Origin of the sequence: Lacinutrix sp. MedPE-SW (assembly GCF_001874145.1) — a bacterium.
In the GTDB taxonomy this organism is placed as follows: Bacteria; Bacteroidota; Bacteroidia; order Flavobacteriales; family Flavobacteriaceae; genus Lacinutrix.
Window position 1 is genome coordinate 272,906 of the sequence record NZ_MPCX01000001.1, and the last position, 19,679, is coordinate 292,584.

The window sequence follows — 19,679 nt, forward strand, 5'->3', positions numbered from 1 at the left end:
ACTACGTAACAGGCTTTAATATAACTTTAGATAATTCTCTTGTTAAATTTTTACGACTATATTGCTCTAAACCTATAGCATTAACTTTTAAATTGTTATGCTTAAAGGCTTCAAAATGTTTTAATATTTCATTTTTTAAATCGTTATCACTATTATAATTAAAATAGCTACCACTATTGGTTGATTTTAAAATACGTTCTACATCTGTATCTTTTGGCCCAATGGCAAGAATTGGTCTTTGTGAAGCCATATACTCAAATAACTTTCCAGGTATTATAGCCTTAGTGTCTATTGAATCTATTTCTATAAGTAATAATACTTGAGATTTTTTTTGGTATTTAACAGATTCTTTATGAGATACATAGCCTACATTATCTAAAAAATTGGTTAAACCATATGCTGCAATAGATTTTAAAATAGTATCACTAACAGAACCTACTAATACTAACTTAAACGCCTTTTTAAATGCTTCGTTTTCATTAATTAATTCTTTAAATATCTTCCAAAGATTTTCAGGATTTCTTTTTGAAAGTAAAGACCCAATATGTGAAAATGTAAATGCTTTATCTAAAGGTACACTTTCTATGTTTTCGTTATCATAACCATTTGTAATAACAGTTATTGGATTATTGGTAATTGCTTCAAATTCTTTTTTAGTATTATTACTCGTTACTAAAATTTGGTTAGCACAGTTTAAAACTGCTTTTTCAAGAATTTTATGTTTCTTTTTAGAAGCTTTTGTTAATTTTAGTTGTTTATGATAGCCAATAGTTGTCCATGGATCTCTAAAATCTGCAATCCAATTTAAATCACTGTATTTTTCTTTTAATTTTAATCCTATTAAGTGTAAACTATGTGGCGGACCAGTAGTTATAATAGTATCTATATCAAAATCTGAAATATAAGTAGATAGATATTTAAACGATGGTTTAACCCAACCTTTTCGTGCATCAGGTATAAAAAAATTGCCACGAATATAAAGCATTGCTTTTTGCAACAGTCCTTGTTTTTCGTTTTCTGGAATTATGCCTTTACTAATTGTTTTAGACTGTTTAGAAAAAAAATTAGCTAGCTTGTATGGTTCTCTAATAGGTTGCTTTAAAATGGTAATATTCTCAGGTACTTCATCTAGAAGACTCTCATCAACCTGAGGATAAATAGGATTATAAGGACAATAAACAATAGGTTCTACGCCAAATTCTGGCAAATATTTTACAAATTTTAGCCAACGTTGTACGCCTGGTCCTCCAGCTGGTGGCCAATAATATGTAATAATTAAAACCTTTTTATTCTTCATTTTTTTGTTTCAAACTGTAAAATAATCCGCCTATAATTAAAAGTAACAATACTCCAGAGCTTGCTAGTGAGATTGTAATACCTTGTTGCACAACTTCTGGTTCAAATTTAAACTCTATAATATGCCTTCCTTTTGGAATTTGCATACCTCTAAGTACATAATTAACACGGTTAAAAGGTGCTTTAGTACCATCTATGTATGCATGCCATCCTTCTTTATAATATATTTCTGAAAAAACTGCATAACCATCATTTAGGTTTTTAGATTCGTATTTAATATAGTTAGGCTTATATTCTAAAACAGAAATTGATGCTAAAGAATCTACTTTATATTTTGAATTTAATGTTTCTTCATTAGTGTAAACCGCTTCTTTTTTAGTATCTAAATTTGCTAAACTTGTAATTTCTTCATTTGCAGAATTTACTTTCTTTAAATCTTCAATAAACCAAGCATTTCCATTTGCATCTTTATTTAAATATGGATACGGTTTTTGTGATTCGTCTGGAGCTATAATATACTTAGTATTTAGCATATTTAAAACATTCAAATTATTTTGAGCAATATAAAAATCGAATAACTCATCATAACGTTTTAATTTTGCTGCATGATATCCTGTTAATGAATTATGGAAAAATGATGCTTTTGCTCCACCAGAAGCAACATCAAACACTCTAAAGTTTTCTTTATCATTTAAAATTTGGGCATCTGCTGCATTGGCTTGAAACGGTTGTGATACTTGTCTTGCAGATACAAAATTTTCGGTATTAACATAACGCCTATCTACACCAACTAAATCGAAAATTATAAGTGCTGCAAAAGCAATAATAACTTTTACTTCAGATATTTTTTTATTTATAAACAGGTAAATAATACTTCCAGATAATAAAACTAATATTAATGATCTTAATGTATCTGTGGTGAAAATAGATTTTCGGTCTTCAACTATAGCGTTTAAAAAATCTGGACCATAATTTTGTTTAAAACTAGCATCTCTTCCGCCTTCAAAATCTAAAATTCCAGTATATCTAAATAAAAGAAATATTACAGCTAATCCTGCTGTTATACTAACACTATACAGTAAAGCTTTCTTTTTTTGTTCTTCTTTTTCAAAATTGTTAAATAATCGAGTTAAACCAAAAATTGCAAGTATTGGTATACATAATTCTAAAATTACTTGTATAGAAGTTACTGCTCTAAACTTATCGTAAAAAGGAACATAATCTATAAAAAAGTTGGTTAAAAATTCTAAATTCTTTCCGTAGGATAGTAGTAATGAAATTACTGCGCCTCCAACAATCCACCATTTTAATCGTCCTTTAATTAAAAATAAAGCAAAAACAAAAAGAAAAAGAACTACTGCTCCTACATACGCTGGAGCTTCAACAATAGGTTGACTTCCCCAATAAAGCGGTGCCGTTTTTACTGCGTCTTTAGCTTGCAATGGCGATGCTCCTTGAGAAATATAGAAATCGTAAAAAGCAGAATCTTTACCTACATTTTCACTCATTCCTCCACCTAAAAGTCTTGGAATGTATAAATTAAATGTTTCTAAAAACCCGTAACTATATTCTGTAATCTTTTCTTTTGGTAATCCTGTAGCTACTGGTTTTGGAGAGCCATCTGGGTTTATGGTTAATTCACTTTTTCCTCTGGTACTTTCTTTCACATATTCTTGTGTGGCTAAAATATTTGTAGCATTCATTCCTATAGCAAGAATAACAGCTACAACCATAATACCAACAGATTTAAAATAATGTGGTAATATTTGCTTTTTATAAGCATCTATTAAGTATGCAATACCTAATATAATTACTAGTATTAACAAATAGTAAGTCATTTGAAAATGGTTAGCAACTAACTCTAATCCCATAGCGATAGCAGTGACCAAAAAGCCAAGAATATACTTTTTTCTAAAGGTGAGAATAATTCCGCTTAAAACTAGAGGCATATAAGCAATAGCATGTGCTTTACTATTATGGCCTACTCCTAAAATAATTACTAAATATGTAGAAAAACCAAAAGCTAAAGCTCCAAGTGCTGCCAATTTAAAATCTACTTTTAAACTTATTAGCAGTATGTAAAATCCTAGAAAATACAGAAAAAGATAATCTGCAGGTCTTGGTAAAAAACGTAATGCAGAGTCTAATTTTTTAATGTAATTATGAGGGTATCTTGCTCCTAATTGATACGTAGGCATACCACCAAAAGCACTATTAGTCCAATAGGTTTCTTGTCCAGTAGCAGCTTTAAAATCACGCTGCTGTTTTGCCATACCGTTATATTGAACGATATCACTTTGCAAAATTTGTTTTCCTTGTAAAACTGGACTAAAATAAGCCAAAGAAAGGATTATAAAACCAATAAATACTAATAAATGTGGTAGGAGTTTTTTAAACGGTGGTTGCATAAAATAGTTTGAAATTATGAAAGTGAAAATTAATCATAATTTTTTAGAAAAGTGTTGTAAGTAAAATGAAATTACTACTTAATCAATCTCTTCGTAATCAACATATTCCCCAACTGTAGTATTAGATTCTTTTTTATTTGGCATTTTTTCTATAGAAATCTCACCTTCTTTTTGTCTTGGTGATTGCTGTTTTTGATTACCAAAATCTCTAAACTGACCTCCAAAACGCTCGGCAGCTTTGTTAGATAAGTATTTAAGTAATACAGGTGCAAAAAGTCTAGAGAGAATTTTAACACCAAAATAAACAAGTAATATAATTAATAATATTTTTAACATAATCTACTTCAATAATTGCTGTACAAAAATACAATAGTTAGGCTTTAATTTTAATTATTAATACCTAAAAAAAATATAAAATCTCTATATTTGAGGCAAACCTATCACTTATGCGTCTAAGACAAATTTATCTTTTAATATTTCTGTTTGCTTTTGTTTATATGGCTAATGCCCAATATACCGAAGTTATAAATTCTAATAGACCTGGAGTATCTAGATCGGCTTTTTCTGTAGGTACAAATGTTGTACAGTTTGAAGCTGGACCTTATACAGTTAACGAAGAACACACACCTTTAAAGAGAGAAGATAAAGGTTTTGGTATTGACTTTGCTGCTAGATATGGCTTGTTATTACCACAATTAGAAATTAATTTAGAAGGTTCTTACCAAAACGATACCAGAACAGATTATCGCTCATTTATAACTACAGAACAAAAACGTGCAAATTTTAAAACACTTACTTTAGGTGCAAAATATTTAGTTTATGATCCTTATAAAAACAAAGGAGAAGAAAAACCAAATCTATATAGCTACCATGCGAATAAACGCTTTAAATGGGGAGATTTAATTCCTGCTGTTGCAGTTTATGTTGGCGGTAATTATGATACAGAAGACAACCCATATACGCCACCAGGAGTTAGTGGTTTTAGTCCTAAAATCATGATAGCTACTCAAAACAATTTTTCTAGTGGTTGGGTTTTTGTAATGAATTTTATTGGAAATAGACCGTTTACAAAAACAAAATCTGATACTGGAGGTGAAGTATTTGTAAATGGCGAACCAGTAAACCCTTTCGAATTTCAATATATATTAACACTTACCAAGTCTATAAGTGATCAATGGGTTTTATTTGGAGAAACTCAAGGTATAAAAAGTGATTTTTATGCAGATAATTTATTTAGATTTGGAGGCGCATATTTATGGAATAAAAACTTTCAATTAGATACTGCACTAACCTTTAATACTAAAGATACTCCATCAGTTTTTAGTGTAAACTTTGGTGTATCTTACCGTTTAGATTTCCATAAAGATCCAGGTCTTGACAATGGTACTTCTGCCGAAGAAGAAGCAGAACGTAGAGCCAATAAAAGAAGAAATAAGAAGAAAAATAAAGACAAAGATGGTTCTGGTGGCGATAAAAAACGTAAAAAAGAATTACAAGACATCGATTTTGATGATGAAGATTAATATATGATTACAGTAAAACCAGCTAAAACTAAAAAAGAGCTTAAAGCTTTTGTAACTTTTCCTTTTTCGCTTTATAAAGATTCTAAATATTGGGTTCCTCCTATTATAAATCAAGAATTAGAAACTTTTAGTAAGGATAAAAACCCAATTTTTAATGATGCTGAAGCTACTTTCTTTTTAGCATATAAAAACGGAAAAATTGTAGGTCGAGTTGCAGCTATAATTAATTGGCTAGAAGTAAAAAATCAAAACCAAAAGAAAATGCGATTTGGTTGGTTTGATTTTATTGATGATTTAGAAGTATCTAAAGCACTTTTAGAACAAGTAGTTTCTATAGGAAAACAACATAATTTAGAGTATACAGAAGGTCCTGTAGGTTTTTCTAACTTAGATAAAGTTGGAGTAATGACCGAAGGTTTTGAAGAGATAAGTAATATGATTACTTGGTACAACCATGAATATTATGTAAAACATTATGAAGCTCTAGGCTATACTGTTGAAAAATCTTATTCTGAAAGTAGATTCCCGTTTAAAAATGTTAAACCTGAATTCTTTAAAAAAGCTCAGGAATTAATAAAAAGGCGCTATAAATTAAAAGCTTTAAAGTTTACAAAAACTGAAGAAGTTATGCCTTATGCAGATAAGATGTTCGATTTATTTAATAGCTCTTACGCGTCTTTATCCTCTTTTGTTGAAATTACTGATATACAAAAAGCCTATTTTAAGAAAAAATTTATTTCATTTATAAATCCTGAATACATTAAATTTGTAGTAGACGAGCATGATGAGATGGTTGCCTTTGCTATTGTAATGCCTAGATTTGCTCATGCTTTACAAAAAATGAAAGGTAAACTTTTTCCTTTTGGTTTTTTAAAACTATTAAACGCTAAAAAAAATAGTAAAGACGTTGTTTTCTATTTAATTGGTGTACATCCAGAATATCAAAACAAAGGTATTCATGCTGTTATTTTTAATGAATATTATGAAATATTTACTGAAAAAGGAATTATAAACTGCTATAGAACTCCAGAATTAGAAGATAATGAAGCCATACATAAAATTTGGAAGCATTTTGATCCTGTTGTTGTAAAGCGTAGAAAAACTTTTAGAAAAGATATAACTTACTAAACGTATTAAAAAAAAAATCCGATTCTAACGAATCGGATTTTTTTTATTGTATTCTTAAATATATTATTCACCCATTGCTTTCATTAAAGCAGCAGACATTCTTTTATAAGTACCATTTTCTAAACGCGATCTAATAGCATCAAAAGCATCTAGAGTTTCATTTACATCTTCAATAGTATGTGTAGCTGTAGGTATCATACGTAATAAAATTAATCCTTTAGGAATAACTGGATACACTACTATAGAACAAAATATACCATAGTTTTCTCTTAAATCTTTTACTAAAGCCATTGCTTCAGGAATACTACCATTAAGGTATACTGGTGTTACACAACTTTGTGTGGTTCCAATATCAAAACCTCTTTCTGTTAATCCAGATTGTAATGCGTTTACAATTTTCCATAAGTTTTCTTTTAACTCTGGCATTGTACGCAACATATCTAAACGTTTTAAAGCACCTACAACTAATTGCATTTGTAGTGACTTTGCGAACATTTGAGATCTTAAGTTATATTTTAAGTAGTCTATAATCTCTTGATCGGCAGCTATAAATGCTCCTGTACTTGCTAAAGATTTAGCAAAGGTTGCAAAATAAACATCTATACCATCTTGTACTCCTTGCTCTTCTCCTGCTCCTGCACCAGTTTTACCTAAGGTTCCAAAACCGTGAGCATCGTCAACAAATAACCTAAAATTATACTTTTCTTTAAGTGCAACTATTTCTTTTAAACGACCTTGTTCACCACGCATTCCAAAAACACCTTCAGAAATCACTAAAATTCCTCCACCTGTTTGTTCTGCCATTTTTGTAGCACGCTCTAGATTTTTTTCTAGACTTTCTACATCATTGTGTTTGTAAGTAAAACGTTTACCCATATGCAAACGAACTCCATCTATAATACATGCGTGAGCGTCTACATCATAAACAATAATATCATCTTTAGAAACTAATGCATCTACAGTAGAAACCATACCTTGATAACCAAAGTTTAAAAGGTAAGCTGCTTCTTTGCTTACAAACTCTGCTAATTCATTTTGTAATTGCTCATGTAACTCTGTGTGACCAGACATCATTCTTGCTCCCATTGGGTAAGCAGAACCATATTCTGCAGCTGCTTCTGCATCTACTTTACGAACTTCTGGATGATTTGCTAAACCTAAATAATCGTTAATACTCCAAGTAATAACTTCTTTTCCTTGAAATTTCATTCTATTGGAAATTTCACCTTCTAATTTAGGAAAAACAAAATAACCTTCTGCTTGTTCAGCCCATTTACCTAATGGTCCTTTATCTCTGTATATTTTTTCAAATAAATCTTTCATTAATGCTATTTCGTTAGTTCAGAATTTACAAAACTACATAATTCTGTGTTTTTTGCCTATTATTTTTATATACTATTGTTAACAAAAAAAAGCTGATACGTAGTGCATCAGCTTATGTTACATAATAATATGTATTATTTTATATATTGAATGCTCTGTGCTGCTTCTTCATTTTTACTATCAAAAAAGCCTTGATCACTCATCCATTTATCACTGTATACTTTACTCATGTATCGTGAACCGTGATCTGGAAATATAACAACTACTTTGTCTGTTGCTTTAAATTCTCCTGCTTCAACTAATTGTTTTACTGCTTGCATTGCTGCACCAGAGGTGTAACCTACAAATAAACCTTCGGTTTTAGCAATTTCACGTGCTGTGTGAGCACTTTCTTCGTCTGTTACTTTTATAAATTTATCTATTGCATCAAAATCTGTAGCTGTTGGTATTAAGTTTTTACCTAAACCTTCAATACGGTATGGATAAATTTCTTTATCATCAAACTCTCTAGTTTCATGATATTTTTTTATTACAGAACCAAAAGCATCTACTCCTATTACTTTAATATTAGGGTTTTGTTCTTTTAAATATTTTGCTGTACCAGAAATGGTTCCTCCTGTACCACTACAAGCTACCAAATGTGTAATTTCACCATTAGTTTGATTCCAAATCTCTGGACCTGTAGTTGCATAGTGAGCATCTATGTTTAATTGATTGAAATATTGGTTGATATAAACCGAACCTTTTATTTCATCATGTAAACGTTTTGCTACTTGATAGTAAGATCTTGGGTCATCTGCACTTACATTTGCTGGGCAAACGTAAACTTTGGCTCCCATGTTTTTAAGCATGTCTATTTTATCTGCCGAAGATTTAGAGCTTACTGCTAATATGCAATCATAACCTTTAATTACACTAACCATAGCTATACTAAATCCTGTATTACCAGAAGTAGTTTCTATTATAGTGTCACCCGGTTTAATGATGCCTTGCTTTTCAGCCTGCTCAATAATATAAAGCGCTATTCTATCTTTTGATGAGTGACCTGGATTGAAAGCTTCTACTTTTGCGAAAAAATCAGCTTTGTACTCTGATGTCATTTTATTTAGTTTTATCAAAGGTGTATTACCAATTAAGTCTAATACATTTTCAAAAACTTGTTTGTTTTGTGCCATAAACAATATTTGATCTGTTACTTTAGTTAGAATTGTAACCAAAAACCTCGCAAAAATAAGAAAATTATTTTTAATGGGCTATTTCTTCTAAATCTAATAAAAAAGCATATTCTAATGCAACTTCTTTTAAACTTTCAAATCTTCCAGAAGCACCGCCATGACCCGCTTCCATATCGATATGAAAAATTAATTTATTTTTATCTGTTTTTAATTCTCTTAATTTTGCTACCCATTTTGCTGGTTCAAAATACTGTACTTGCGAATCATGAAGTCCTGTTGTTACTAAAATATTTGGATAGTTTTTAGCCGCAACATTATCGTATGGTGAATATGATTTCATGTATTTATAATACGTTTCTTCATTTGGGTTTCCCCATTCATCATATTCTCCTGTGGTTAATGGTATAGTATCATCTAGCATTGTTGTAACTACATCTACAAATGGTACTGCTGCAATTACACCATTATATAGCTCTGGATTTATATTTATAACTGCGCCAATTAATAAACCTCCTGCGCTGCCACCCATTGCGTATAAATGCTTTGGTGATGTGTATTTATTTTCAATTAAATATTTAGAACAGTCTATAAAATCTGTAAACGTATTTATTTTTTTTAATAGTTTTCCATTTTCGTACCATTCACGGCCTAAATATTCGCTACCTCGAACATGAGCAATTACATATATAAAACCACGATCTAGTAAACTTAATCTTATGGTTGAAAAATATGGATCTATTGTAGAACCATAAGAGCCATAAGCATATTGTAATACTGGATTTTCTCCATTTAATTCTATTCCTTTTTTATAAACAATAGACATTGGTATTTTTGTATTATCTTTTGCTGTAGCCCATACACGTTGTGATGTATAATTATTTTTATCGAAATTCTTATCTAATACTTCTTGTTCTTTTTTTACTTCACTTTTTTTTGTTGAAAAATTATAATCTATTACAGAGCTTGGTGTTGTTAATGAGTTGTAACTGTACCTAAGTGTATTGCTGTTAAAATCTGGGTTATTACCTAAACTTGCTGTATAGGTTTCACTGTTAAAATCTAAGTAATAGTCTTCTGTTTTATCCCAACTTATAATTCTTATTTTATTTAAACCATTTTCTCTCTCATTTACAACTAAATAATTTTTAAAAATCTCTATATCTTCTAATAATACTTCTTCTCTATGTGGTAATACGTCTACCCAATTTGACTTTTCTGTAGCATGTATAGATGTTTTTTGTAATTTGAAATTTGTAGCTTCATTATTATTTGTAATTATATAAAAACTATCATCATAATGGGCTATAGAGTATTCTAACTTACGTTCTCGCTCTTGAAATATTTTAAACTCAGCGTCTGGAGTATTAGCGTCTAAAAAACGATATTCTGATGTTAATGTACTTGAACATCCTATTACAATATATTTTTTAGATTTTGTTTTATACACAAAGGCATTAAAGGTTTCATCTTCTTCATGAAATACTAATATGTCATCTTCTTCTTTAGTATATAATTTATGTTTATAAATTTTATTTGAGCGTAAAGTAACAGCATCTTTTTTTGTATAAAACAAAGTTTTATTATCGTTTGCCCAAGTTGAACTTCCTGTGGTATTTTCTATTTTATCTGAAAAAATTTCGCCTGTCACTAAATTTTTTACTTGTAGAGTATATTGTCTACGACTTACTGTATCTATAGAAAAACTAGCCATTGTATTATCTGGACTAATTGAAATACCTCCAAGTTTAAAGTAAGCATGACCTTTGGCCATTTCATTACAATCGAAAATTATTTCTTCTTTTGACTCTAAGCTTTCTTTTTTTCTTGTATAAATTGGATAATCTTTTCCTTTTTCATATTTAGTTATGTACCAATAACCATTTAATTTATATGGAACTGAAGTATCGTCTTCTTTTATTCTACCCTTCATCTCCTCAAATAATTCTTTTTGAAAGGCTTCTGTATGTTTTAAAATAGATTTTGTGTAGTTGTTTTCTGCGTTTAAATGATCGATTACCTCTTGATTTTCTCTATCATTCATCCAAAAATAATTGTCTATTCTTACATCATTATGACATTCTAATTTTTTTTCTATTTTTTTAGCTTTTGGTTCTTTTATTAAAGCTTCATTATTTAATATCATGAGTAATTTATTTTTAGAATTTACAAAAGTAAGTTTTATAGAAATAAAAACTCTAAATTTTATAATAGATATGCTATTGGTTATTAACCATTGATTTTAATAAATTTGTATTAAAATTAATTTAAAAAAGAAAATTATGTTTGGAGATTTAATGGGAATGATGGGCAAATTAAAAGAAACCCAAAAGAAAGTTGAAGAAACAAAAACGCGTTTAGATAGTGTTTTAATTGATGAAAAAAGTAACGATAATTTATTAAATGTTACTATTACTGCCAATAGAAGTATTAAATCTATAGCTATAGACGATTCTCTTTTAGAGGATAAAGAACAATTAGAAGATTATTTAATTCTTACACTAAATAAAGCCATTGCTCGTGCTACAGAAGTTAATGAAACTGAAATTGCTGCGGTAACTAAAGAAGGTATGCCTAATATACCAGGTATGGATATGTTTAAATAAAAAAAAACTACACAGATTTTAAACGTAAAAAGTGTAGTTAAAAATTTAATAAAAAAAGGAAACCTTTCGGTTTCCTTTTTTATTATAATGAAATAAGATTACTTTATCTTAATTAGCATCAATAACTCTAAATTGAGTTCTTCTGTTTACTCTATGATCTCTTTCTGTACAAGAAACACCATCTGAACAATTGTTTAATAATCTAGACTCACCAAATCCATTAGAAACAATTCTTGAAGAATTAATTCCTTTTGAAATTAAGTAGTTAGTTACTGCTTGTGCTCTTCTTTCAGATAAAGAACGGTTAGACGCTTTAGAACCTCTAGAATCTGTGTGAGATGCAATTTCTACTGAAACACCATCTGCTAATACAGGTATTAATACTCTATCAATTTCTGCTCTTGCTGCTGGAGTTAATGTAGCAGAACCTAAATCCCAGTTTATATTAAGACTGTTATACTCTACTAATTTACAATCTACTTCAGCCCAAGTTGTTAAACCACCTTTTGTTTGTAAAACTTCTTTAGTTACAGTTTTGTTAACAGCAGGTATTGTTACTTCTTCTACTCTAGCATCGTTAGCTAAAACAGTTTTCTTTAAAGTAGCTGTTTTTTGAGGGACTTCAATTACTCTAGTTGTTGGAGGCGTAACCATTACTGTACGCTTCATTGTTTTAGTTACTGCTGGAATTTCAACTGCTCTTGTAGTTTCTGGAGAAAGAACAGATTTTCTAATTACTGTTGTTTTTGCAGGAATATCAATTGCTCTAGAAGTTGGAGGCGTTGCCATTACAGTACGCTTCATAGTTTTAGTTGTAGCAGGAATCTCTGTTACTCTTGTTGTTGCTGGTGTTGCAACTACAGTACGCTTCATTGTTTTAGTTACTGCAGGAATCTCTACTACTCTTGTAGTTGGAGGCGTTACCATAACAGTTCTTTTAACTTCTTTAGTTACCGCTGGTACATCAATTACTCTTGTTGTTGGAGGAGTTACCATAACTCTTCTTGTAACCTCTTTAGTTACTGCAGGAATATCAATTACTCTTGTTGTTGCTGGAGCAACTAAAACAGTTTTTTTAATTGTTTTAGTTACAGCTGGAATTTCTATTACTCTTGTTGTTGGAGGCTGAGTCATAACCGTTTTTTTAACTGTTTTAGTTACAGCAGGAATTTCTATGACTCTTGTTGTTGCTGGAGTTTGTACAACTCTTCTAGTATAAGTTCCCATACCACAATCTTCACCATTATTAGTAGCAGTATCACATCCTGGCTTAGTAATTACTTGAGCATCTGCTGCTAAAGTAGTTGTATTTACAGTTATGTTTTGAGCTGGTACATTTTTGTAACACCAGTATCTACAATCATTAGGATCACTTGAAGCACAATCTGCAGCAGGTGTATCACTCATACCCCATTTAGCTGTAGCAGGCTTAGTTTCTATTACTTGGTAATCTGAAGAAAACTTTGCTGGAACTACAGTTAATGTAGAACCATATTCTCTTTTCTTATAAGATAAAGTTTCTGTTCCCCATTTAGCAGGAATAACTTCTAAACGTTGGCTAGCTTCGCTAACAACAACTTCAACAGTTTCTGTACCATATTGAGCTGGTACTATTTCTAATCTAGAAGATGCAGGTTGCACAACAACTTCAACAGTTTCTGTTCCCCACTTAGCAGGTACTACTTCCATACGCTGTCCAGCTTCTGTAACAACAACAGTTTCTGTTCTTGTTTCATATTGTGCAGGAATAGATTCTAGTTTTTGGTATGCTTGCTGAACAATTACAGTTTCTGTTCTTGTTTCATATTTAGCAGGTACTACTTCTAATCTCTGACTAGCTTCTTGTACAACTACTTCAAAGTTTTCAGTTCCTAATTTTGCTGGTATTACAGCTAAAGTTTGTCCTCCTTCAGAAGTTGTTACATCAAAATTTTGAGTTTCGTACTTTGCTGGTACTACTGTTAATTCTTGATAACCTGGTTGAACAATCATTTCTTCAGTTGTAGTATCTGTAGATCCAGCAACTTTTTCAAGTCTTTGAGATGGACCTTGTACTTCTACTTCGAAAGTTTGAGTTTCGTATTGAGCTGGTACTACTGATAATTCTTGACCAGCAGACTGAACTACTACTTCTTCATTTTCTGTTCTATACTGTGCTGGTACAACTTTTAACTTTTTGTACGCTGGCGCAACTTGTATAGTCACATCTTGATTTACCCATACATCAGGCGTCACACATCGCTTGTAACATTTTCCCGGATCTGGGTTTGTTGGTAAATCTTGTGCAAATGCAATTGTGCAGACTACAAAAGATAAAATTGTTAGTAATACTTTTTTCATTTTTGAAAGTTTTATGGTTATTTTAAAGATTAATTAACTAATGTTTACCATCAGCCATGTTTACTAATTTCCGATAAAATTATATGTTATCAAACAGAATCTTATTTAATTTGTTAAAGTTTCCTTAATATTTCGACGAAATGCAATAAACCTCGTTAAAATTTTATTTAACTCAATAACCAGATGACAATCAATTATTTACAACTAACCAACCTTAAGAGTTTTTAATGTTTCTAGCAATTTATCATGCATTTTATCGGTATAATCTAAGTGCGTTACAATTCTCATTTTTCCACTTCCTAAATTGCTAATTCGAATAGATTTTCGTTCTAGTAATTCTATAAATTTTGTTTCGTCAATTTCTTTAGCTAAACTAAAAATAACAATGTTTGTTTCTACTAATTCAACATTATTTATATATGAACAATTTGTTAAAACCGAGGCTATTTCTTTGGCTTTATTATGATCTTTAATTAATCTAGTAAAGTTATTATCTAAAGCATATATTCCTGCTGCTGCCAAATAACCAATTTGACGCATTCCACCACCAAGAATCTTTCTAATTCTTATAGCGTTTTTCATGAATTTCTCATCACCAATAAGTACAGAACCTACTGGACACCCAAGCCCTTTACTTAAACATACAGATATAGTATCAAATACATTTCCAAAATCTTTTGGAGTTTCATTTTTTTCAACTAATGCATTCCATAATCTAGCGCCATCTAAATGAAGTCCTAAATTGTTTGTATCACAAACTTCTCTAATTTTTAAAATTTCTGTAAAATCCCAACAAGCACCACCACCTTTATTTGTTGTATTTTCAATCTCAACTAATGTTGTTAATGGACTGTGATAAAAATCTGGAGGATTAATGGCTTCTATTACTTGCTCTGCTGTAAACATACCTCGATTGCCATTTATTAACTTACAAGAAACTCCACTATTAAAAGATGCGCCACCACCTTCGTAATTAAAAATATGTGCATATTTATCGCAAATAACTTGATCTCCAGGATTTGTATGCAACTTTATCGCTGTTTGGTTTGCCATAGTACCACTTGGAAAAAATAAACCATGGGTTTTCCCAAACATTTTTGCTATTTTAGTTTCAAGCTCATTAGTTGTTTCATCTTCTTTATAAACATCGTCTCCTACTCTTGCTTCTAACATAACTTCAAGCATTTCTTTTGTAGGTTTTGTTACCGTATCACTTCTTAAATCTATAATCATTTTTATTTTTTTAATTTATAAAACTATAAAATAAGGAGGTAATAATTTTCATATCATTGTAATAATTCTATTTTTGTTTTAAAATTTTTAAAAATAATGATAACACAAGATCAAATTAAAGATCTCTCAAACCGCCTAACTTTGTTAAGGCAATATCTTTGACATAGATGCTAAACTAATAGAAATTAGCAACGAAGAAGAACAAACTTTTAATCCTGATTTTTGGGAAGACTCTAAAGCTGCAGAAACTATAATGAAAAGCTTAAGAGGTAAAAAAAAATGGATTGAAGACTACAATACTGCAAAAACATTTATAGAAGACTTAGAGGTTATTTATGAGTTCTATAAAGAAGATGAGGCTACTGCCCAAGATGTAAATAATAGGTTTTTAAAAGCGCAAACTTTAATTGAAGAATTGGAGTTTAAAAATATGCTATCTGAAGAAGGTGATAGTTTAAGTGCAGTTTTACAAATTACAGCTGGAGCTGGTGGTACAGAAAGTTGTGATTGGGCTCAAATGTTAATGCGTATGTATTTAATGTATGCAGAAAAAAACAACTTTAAAGTAAAAGAACTTAATTTTCAAGAAGGTGATGTTGCGGGTATTAAAACTGTGACATTAGAAATTGAAGGCGATTATGCCTTTGGATGGTTAAAAGGTGAAAATGGTGTACATAGATTAGTACGAATCTCTCCTTTTGATAGTAATGCCAAACGGCATACTAGTTTTGCTTCTGTTTACGTATATCCATTAGTAGATGATTCTATAGAAATTGAAATTAATCCAGCTGATATAGAAATTACAACTGCACGCTCAAGTGGCGCTGGCGGACAAAACGTTAATAAAGTTGAAACTAAAGTACAATTAACGCACAAACCATCTGGTATACAAATTTCATGTAGCGAAACAAGATCGCAACACGATAATAGAGCCAGAGCATTACAAATGCTTAAATCTCAATTATATGAAATTGAATTACAAAAACAATTATCGCAACGCGAAGATATTGAAGCTGCAAAGATGAAAATTGAGTGGGGAAGCCAAATTAGAAACTACGTTATGCATCCCTACAAGTTAGTAAAAGATGTTAGAACAGGTTTTGAAACAGGTAATGTTGATAGCGTAATGGATGGAGACATTACTCCATTTTTAAAATCATATTTAATGTCTATGGGACAACAGTCATCAGATTCTAACCAATTATAATTTTTTGTAATATCTTTAAAACAATTAAAAAAAATACTAATGATAAAAATTTACCACAATCCAAGATGTAGTAAATCTCGACAAGGTTTAGCCGTTTTAGAAACTTCAAATAAAGAATTTGAAGTTGTAAAATATCTTAATGATAATATTGGTGAAAAAGAACTCACTAGTATTATTAAAAAATTAGGGATAGAGCCTATAGATTTAGTACGAAAAAACGAAAGTATTTGGAAAGAAAACTTTAAAGGCAAAGCCCTATCAAATGATGCAATTATTTCTATACTTGTAAAACACCCAAAATTAATAGAAAGACCAATAGTTGTAAATAATGATAAAGCAGTAATTGGAAGACCAACAGAACTAATAAATACTATTATATGAGATAAAACAATGTTACCCTTAACTAACATTATAATAATTGATAGCAATAATTAATCCCTAAAACCAGAATGATAGTAATATATCACAATCCAGATTCTAAAAATTCTAATTCATGTTTAGAAATCTTAGAAACTAGTAAACATGATACACAAAAAATAAAATATCAAGACAAACCTCTTGATGCTATTAAGCTTCAAAAAATAATTAACATCTTAAAAATTTCTCCATTAGAAATTATAAGAACTAACGAGCCACTTTGGAAAGAAAAATTCGAGCATTTAATTAAAAGTGGTGTAGAATTTACAGACCAAGAATATATTGAGATTATGATAGAACACCAAGAACTTATAGAGCGTCCTATTGTAATAAATGGCCAAAAAGCAGTAATAGGAAAACAATCAAAAAAAATTTTTGAAATATCATCTTAACAATAAACAAACCTTGATTATTTCAAGGTTTTTTTATTTAACAAAGTTTTAACCAAAGGCGGTTAAACCTTGAGGTACTTTTGTAATCTAACTAAAAAAATCACAAAAGAAACTACCAATTTTATGAACAAAATTTTTTATTACACCCTATTTATTTTTTTAGGTGTATTTACCTTACATGCCCAAGACGAAGTAAAATTAACGGGTAAAATTCTAGATCAAGCTACAAAAACACCATTAGAATATGCTACTGTAGTTATTAAAAGTAATATACCAGGAAAATTAGCAACTGGTGGTATTACCAATGAAAACGGAGAATTTAATGTTGAAGTCGAAACAGGAACTTATTCTATATCATTTGAATATATTGGGTTTAAATCAAGTACAATTGAAAAGAAAGTAATCTCAAAAGATGAAAATTTTGGAACCATATACTTATCTGAAGATGCTACTGCTTTAGCAGAAGTAGAAATTATTGCTGAAAAAACAACAGTTGAAATAAAACTAGATAAAAAAATATACAATGTTGGAAAAGATCTAACGGTTAGAGGCGGAACTGTTAGTGATGTATTAGACAATGTACCATCTGTATCTGTAGATGTTGAAGGTAATGTAGCTTTAAGAGGAAACGAAAATGTTACCATTTTAATTAATGGTAAACCATCTGGTTTAGTAGGTTTAAACTCAACAGATGCTTTAAGACAGTTACCTGCAGAATCTATAGAAAGAGTTGAAGTTATCACTTCACCATCAGCAAGATATGATGCCGAAGGTACTGGAGGTATTTTAAATATAATTTTACGCCGTAGTAAATTACAAGGTTTAAATGGTGCAATTACAGCAAATGCAGGCTATAATCCTTCTGCAGGATTATCTGGAAACATAAACTATAGAACTGGAGATTTAAATATATTTAATACTACAAGTTATAATTACAGAGAAATACCAGGAAACACTAGCGATTCTAGAACTAATTTTAATAAAGAGTTTGATGATGATGGTAATTTAATAGTAGATAATCCAGATACATTTGTTGAAGAATCTAGTGAGTTCGACCGTATTAGAAAAGGATTTAACACAAACTTTGGAGTAGAATGGTATATAAATGATTCTGCATCATTAACAACTTCTATTTTATATAGTGAAAGTGATAATGAAAGTAATACAGAAAATCTATTAAATCAATTTGATAGTAATAGAAACTTAACCTCTTCTACACTACGTTTAGATCCAGAATTTGAAGATGATAAAACAATACAATACGCTGTTAATTTTGATAAGCAATTTGATACTAGCGGACATAAATTTACATTTGATTTTCAATATGAAGAAAGCTCTGAAGATGAAAACTCTTTAGTTAATGTAAATGGGTTAGACTCAGAAAAAGTTGCAACTCTAGAAGATCAAGAACGTATTTTATTACAAACAGATTACGTATTACCTATAGGAGAAAAATCTCAATTTGAAATAGGATATCGTGGTAACTTTAATAATCAAAGTACAGATTATACAGTAGAATTTTTAAACGAAACAACAAACCAATTTGAAGTTGATAATAACTTAAGTAACCTTTTTAATTATAGAGAGTATCTTACAGCTTTTTATACACAATTTGGAAGTAAAATAGGGAAATTCTCATATTTATTAGGACTTCGATTTGAGGATACTCAAATTACCTTAGACCAACCAACATCTGGTAGTTTTGTAAAAAATCAATATTCTGGATTTTTCCCAACAGTAAATCTTAGTTATGAATTAAGTGATAGCGAAAATGTAACATTAGCATATAACCGTCGTTTAAGAAGACCAAGATCTCGTTTTGTAAATCCTTTCCCATCACGTTCGAGTGTAACTAGTGTATTTCAAGGTAACCCAAGTTTAACACCAAGTTATTCTGGTACGGTAGATGTTGGATATGTAAAACGTTTTGGAAAATATACTTTAGATGCCTCAGCTTATTTCTCAAGAGCAACAGATGTTTTTAACTTTGTAAGCTTTGATACTGGGCAAACTGTTATTGTTGACGGAGAAGAACTTCCTGTAATTAATAGAACACCTATAAACTTAGCAACAGAAGAGCGCTTAGGTTTCGAGTTCACTTTAGGGTATAGACCATCTAGAAAATGGAATATTAATGCTAACTTTAATATTTTCCAAAATGAAACTGAAGGTATTACACCAAATGGTTTAAACTTAGGAAACACAAATACATCTTGGTTTGCTAGGTTAAATAACAAATACACTTTACCAGGACAAATAGATTGGCAAACTCGTTTAGTTTATAGAGGTCCAAGTGCAGATGCCCAAAACGAAAGAGATGGTATATTCTCTGCAAACTTAGCATTTAGTAAAGATTTATTTAACGAAAAAGCATCTATAGCTTTTAATGTAAGTGATTTATTTAATAGCCGAGTAAGATCTCAAACCACTACTACTCCAACATTTATGAGCGAGAGTGAGTTTCAATGGAGAGAACGTAGCTTTAACTTATCGTTTACTTATAGATTCAATCAGAAAAAAGACAGAAGACAAAGACAACAAAATAATGATGTTGGTGGCGATGAGTTTGAAGGTTAATAGCTTTCAAACTTAAGTCCCAACGTTGGGAAACAAAAAAAGGGAAACTTATAAGTT

The 19,679-nt window shown here is 30.3% G+C and carries 15 protein-coding genes; 7 read left to right on the forward strand and 8 right to left on the reverse strand.

Annotation, left to right across the window (positions count from 1 at the left end; all coding sequences use genetic code 11):
- Position 1: 1 nt before the first annotated feature.
- The 3 genes from BM549_RS01215 to BM549_RS01225 form a co-directional block, all read right to left on the reverse strand.
- Positions 2-1,297: a glycosyltransferase family 4 protein gene (locus BM549_RS01215; protein WP_290468583.1), complete on the reverse strand. Its 1,296-nt coding sequence runs from the start codon at positions 1,295-1,297 to the stop codon at positions 2-4.
- The gene (locus tag BM549_RS01220; protein WP_290468584.1) at positions 1,287-3,704 is read right to left on the reverse strand and encodes a YfhO family protein; all 2,418 of its coding nucleotides are present in this window, start codon (positions 3,702-3,704) and stop codon (positions 1,287-1,289) included. Before BM549_RS01220 ends, BM549_RS01215 begins: the two co-directional genes overlap by 11 nt.
- 78 nt (positions 3,705-3,782) lie before the next feature.
- Positions 3,783-4,040, reverse strand: coding sequence for a DUF4834 family protein (locus BM549_RS01225; RefSeq protein WP_290468585.1), 258 nt, complete (start codon positions 4,038-4,040; stop codon positions 3,783-3,785).
- 110 nt (positions 4,041-4,150) lie between these two features.
- On the opposite strand from BM549_RS01225, the gene BM549_RS01230 reads away from it, so the two are divergent.
- Positions 4,151-5,227, forward strand: coding sequence for a transporter (locus BM549_RS01230; RefSeq protein WP_290468586.1), 1,077 nt, complete (start codon positions 4,151-4,153; stop codon positions 5,225-5,227).
- A gap of 3 nt (positions 5,228-5,230) precedes the next feature.
- Entirely contained in the window at positions 5,231-6,355 is a 1,125-nt protein-coding gene (locus tag BM549_RS01235; protein WP_290468587.1) for a GTP cyclohydrolase, read from the forward strand.
- Positions 6,356-6,418: 63 nt separating this feature from the next.
- Here BM549_RS01235 and BM549_RS01240 read toward each other — a convergent pair whose 3' ends face one another.
- From BM549_RS01240 to BM549_RS01250, 3 genes are all read right to left on the reverse strand, one after another.
- Positions 6,419-7,678 (reverse strand): aminotransferase class I/II-fold pyridoxal phosphate-dependent enzyme, encoded by a 1,260-nt coding sequence (locus BM549_RS01240; protein ID WP_290468588.1) that lies wholly within the window; start codon positions 7,676-7,678, stop codon positions 6,419-6,421.
- Positions 7,679-7,812: 134 nt separating this feature from the next.
- Positions 7,813-8,853: a PLP-dependent cysteine synthase family protein gene (locus BM549_RS01245; RefSeq protein ID WP_013870981.1), complete on the reverse strand. Its 1,041-nt coding sequence runs from the start codon at positions 8,851-8,853 to the stop codon at positions 7,813-7,815.
- Positions 8,854-8,923: 70 nt separating this feature from the next.
- On the reverse strand, positions 8,924-10,996 hold the full coding sequence (locus BM549_RS01250) for a S9 family peptidase (RefSeq protein WP_290468589.1): 2,073 nt from the start codon (positions 10,994-10,996) through the stop codon (positions 8,924-8,926).
- A gap of 136 nt (positions 10,997-11,132) precedes the next feature.
- On the opposite strand from BM549_RS01250, the gene BM549_RS01255 reads away from it, so the two are divergent.
- Positions 11,133-11,456, forward strand: a complete 324-nt coding sequence (locus tag BM549_RS01255; RefSeq protein WP_290468590.1) for a YbaB/EbfC family nucleoid-associated protein — start codon at positions 11,133-11,135, stop codon at positions 11,454-11,456.
- 108 nt (positions 11,457-11,564) lie between these two features.
- Here BM549_RS01255 and BM549_RS01260 read toward each other — a convergent pair whose 3' ends face one another.
- The gene (locus BM549_RS01260; protein ID WP_290468591.1) at positions 11,565-13,796 is read right to left on the reverse strand and encodes an OmpA family protein; all 2,232 of its coding nucleotides are present in this window, start codon (positions 13,794-13,796) and stop codon (positions 11,565-11,567) included.
- Positions 13,797-14,000: 204 nt separating this feature from the next.
- A complete protein-coding gene (locus BM549_RS01265) occupies positions 14,001-15,029 on the reverse strand; it encodes a low specificity L-threonine aldolase (protein WP_290468592.1) in 1,029 nt (342 codons plus the stop codon).
- A 96-nt stretch (positions 15,030-15,125) separates the two neighbouring features.
- Between BM549_RS01265 and prfB the strand changes: the two genes are divergently transcribed.
- The 4 genes from prfB to BM549_RS01285 all read left to right on the forward strand — a co-directional run bounded on the left by prfB (position 15,126) and on the right by BM549_RS01285 (position 19,622).
- Positions 15,126-16,236 (forward strand): peptide chain release factor 2 gene (prfB, locus tag BM549_RS01270; protein WP_290468593.1). Its coding sequence is split into 2 segments (ribosomal slippage): positions 15,126-15,188 and positions 15,190-16,236, totalling 1,110 coding nucleotides; the frame shifts between segments, so codons are not numbered across the junction.
- A 39-nt stretch (positions 16,237-16,275) separates the two neighbouring features.
- Positions 16,276-16,617, forward strand: coding sequence for an arsenate reductase (glutaredoxin) (arsC, locus tag BM549_RS01275; RefSeq protein WP_290468594.1), 342 nt, complete (start codon positions 16,276-16,278; stop codon positions 16,615-16,617).
- A 68-nt stretch (positions 16,618-16,685) separates the two neighbouring features.
- On the forward strand, positions 16,686-17,045 hold the full coding sequence (locus tag BM549_RS01280) for an ArsC/Spx/MgsR family protein (protein ID WP_290468595.1): 360 nt from the start codon (positions 16,686-16,688) through the stop codon (positions 17,043-17,045).
- A 123-nt stretch (positions 17,046-17,168) separates the two neighbouring features.
- Positions 17,169-19,622: a TonB-dependent receptor gene (locus BM549_RS01285; RefSeq protein WP_290468596.1), complete on the forward strand. Its 2,454-nt coding sequence runs from the start codon at positions 17,169-17,171 to the stop codon at positions 19,620-19,622.
- Positions 19,623-19,679: the final 57 nt, after the last annotated feature.

Excerpts from the sequence above, each read along its gene's own strand:
- BM549_RS01215 (WP_290468583.1), bottom strand. The coding sequence starts at position 1,297 with ATGAAGAATAAAAAGGTTTTAATTATTACATATTATTGGCCACCAGCT.
- BM549_RS01220 (WP_290468584.1), bottom strand. The coding sequence starts at position 3,704 with ATGCAACCACCGTTTAAAAAACTCCTACCACATTTATTAGTATTTATT.
- BM549_RS01225 (WP_290468585.1), bottom strand. The coding sequence starts at position 4,040 with ATGTTAAAAATATTATTAATTATATTACTTGTTTATTTTGGTGTTAAA.
- BM549_RS01230 (WP_290468586.1), top strand. The coding sequence starts at position 4,151 with ATGCGTCTAAGACAAATTTATCTTTTAATATTTCTGTTTGCTTTTGTT.
- BM549_RS01235 (WP_290468587.1), top strand. The coding sequence starts at position 5,231 with ATGATTACAGTAAAACCAGCTAAAACTAAAAAAGAGCTTAAAGCTTTT.
- BM549_RS01240 (WP_290468588.1), bottom strand. The coding sequence starts at position 7,678 with ATGAAAGATTTATTTGAAAAAATATACAGAGATAAAGGACCATTAGGT.
- BM549_RS01245 (WP_013870981.1), bottom strand. The coding sequence starts at position 8,853 with ATGGCACAAAACAAACAAGTTTTTGAAAATGTATTAGACTTAATTGGT.
- BM549_RS01250 (WP_290468589.1), bottom strand. The coding sequence starts at position 10,996 with ATGATATTAAATAATGAAGCTTTAATAAAAGAACCAAAAGCTAAAAAA.
- BM549_RS01255 (WP_290468590.1), top strand. The coding sequence starts at position 11,133 with ATGTTTGGAGATTTAATGGGAATGATGGGCAAATTAAAAGAAACCCAA.
- BM549_RS01260 (WP_290468591.1), bottom strand. The coding sequence starts at position 13,796 with ATGAAAAAAGTATTACTAACAATTTTATCTTTTGTAGTCTGCACAATT.
- BM549_RS01265 (WP_290468592.1), bottom strand. The coding sequence starts at position 15,029 with ATGATTATAGATTTAAGAAGTGATACGGTAACAAAACCTACAAAAGAA.
- arsC (WP_290468594.1), top strand. The coding sequence starts at position 16,276 with ATGATAAAAATTTACCACAATCCAAGATGTAGTAAATCTCGACAAGGT.
- BM549_RS01280 (WP_290468595.1), top strand. The coding sequence starts at position 16,686 with ATGATAGTAATATATCACAATCCAGATTCTAAAAATTCTAATTCATGT.
- BM549_RS01285 (WP_290468596.1), top strand. The coding sequence starts at position 17,169 with ATGAACAAAATTTTTTATTACACCCTATTTATTTTTTTAGGTGTATTT.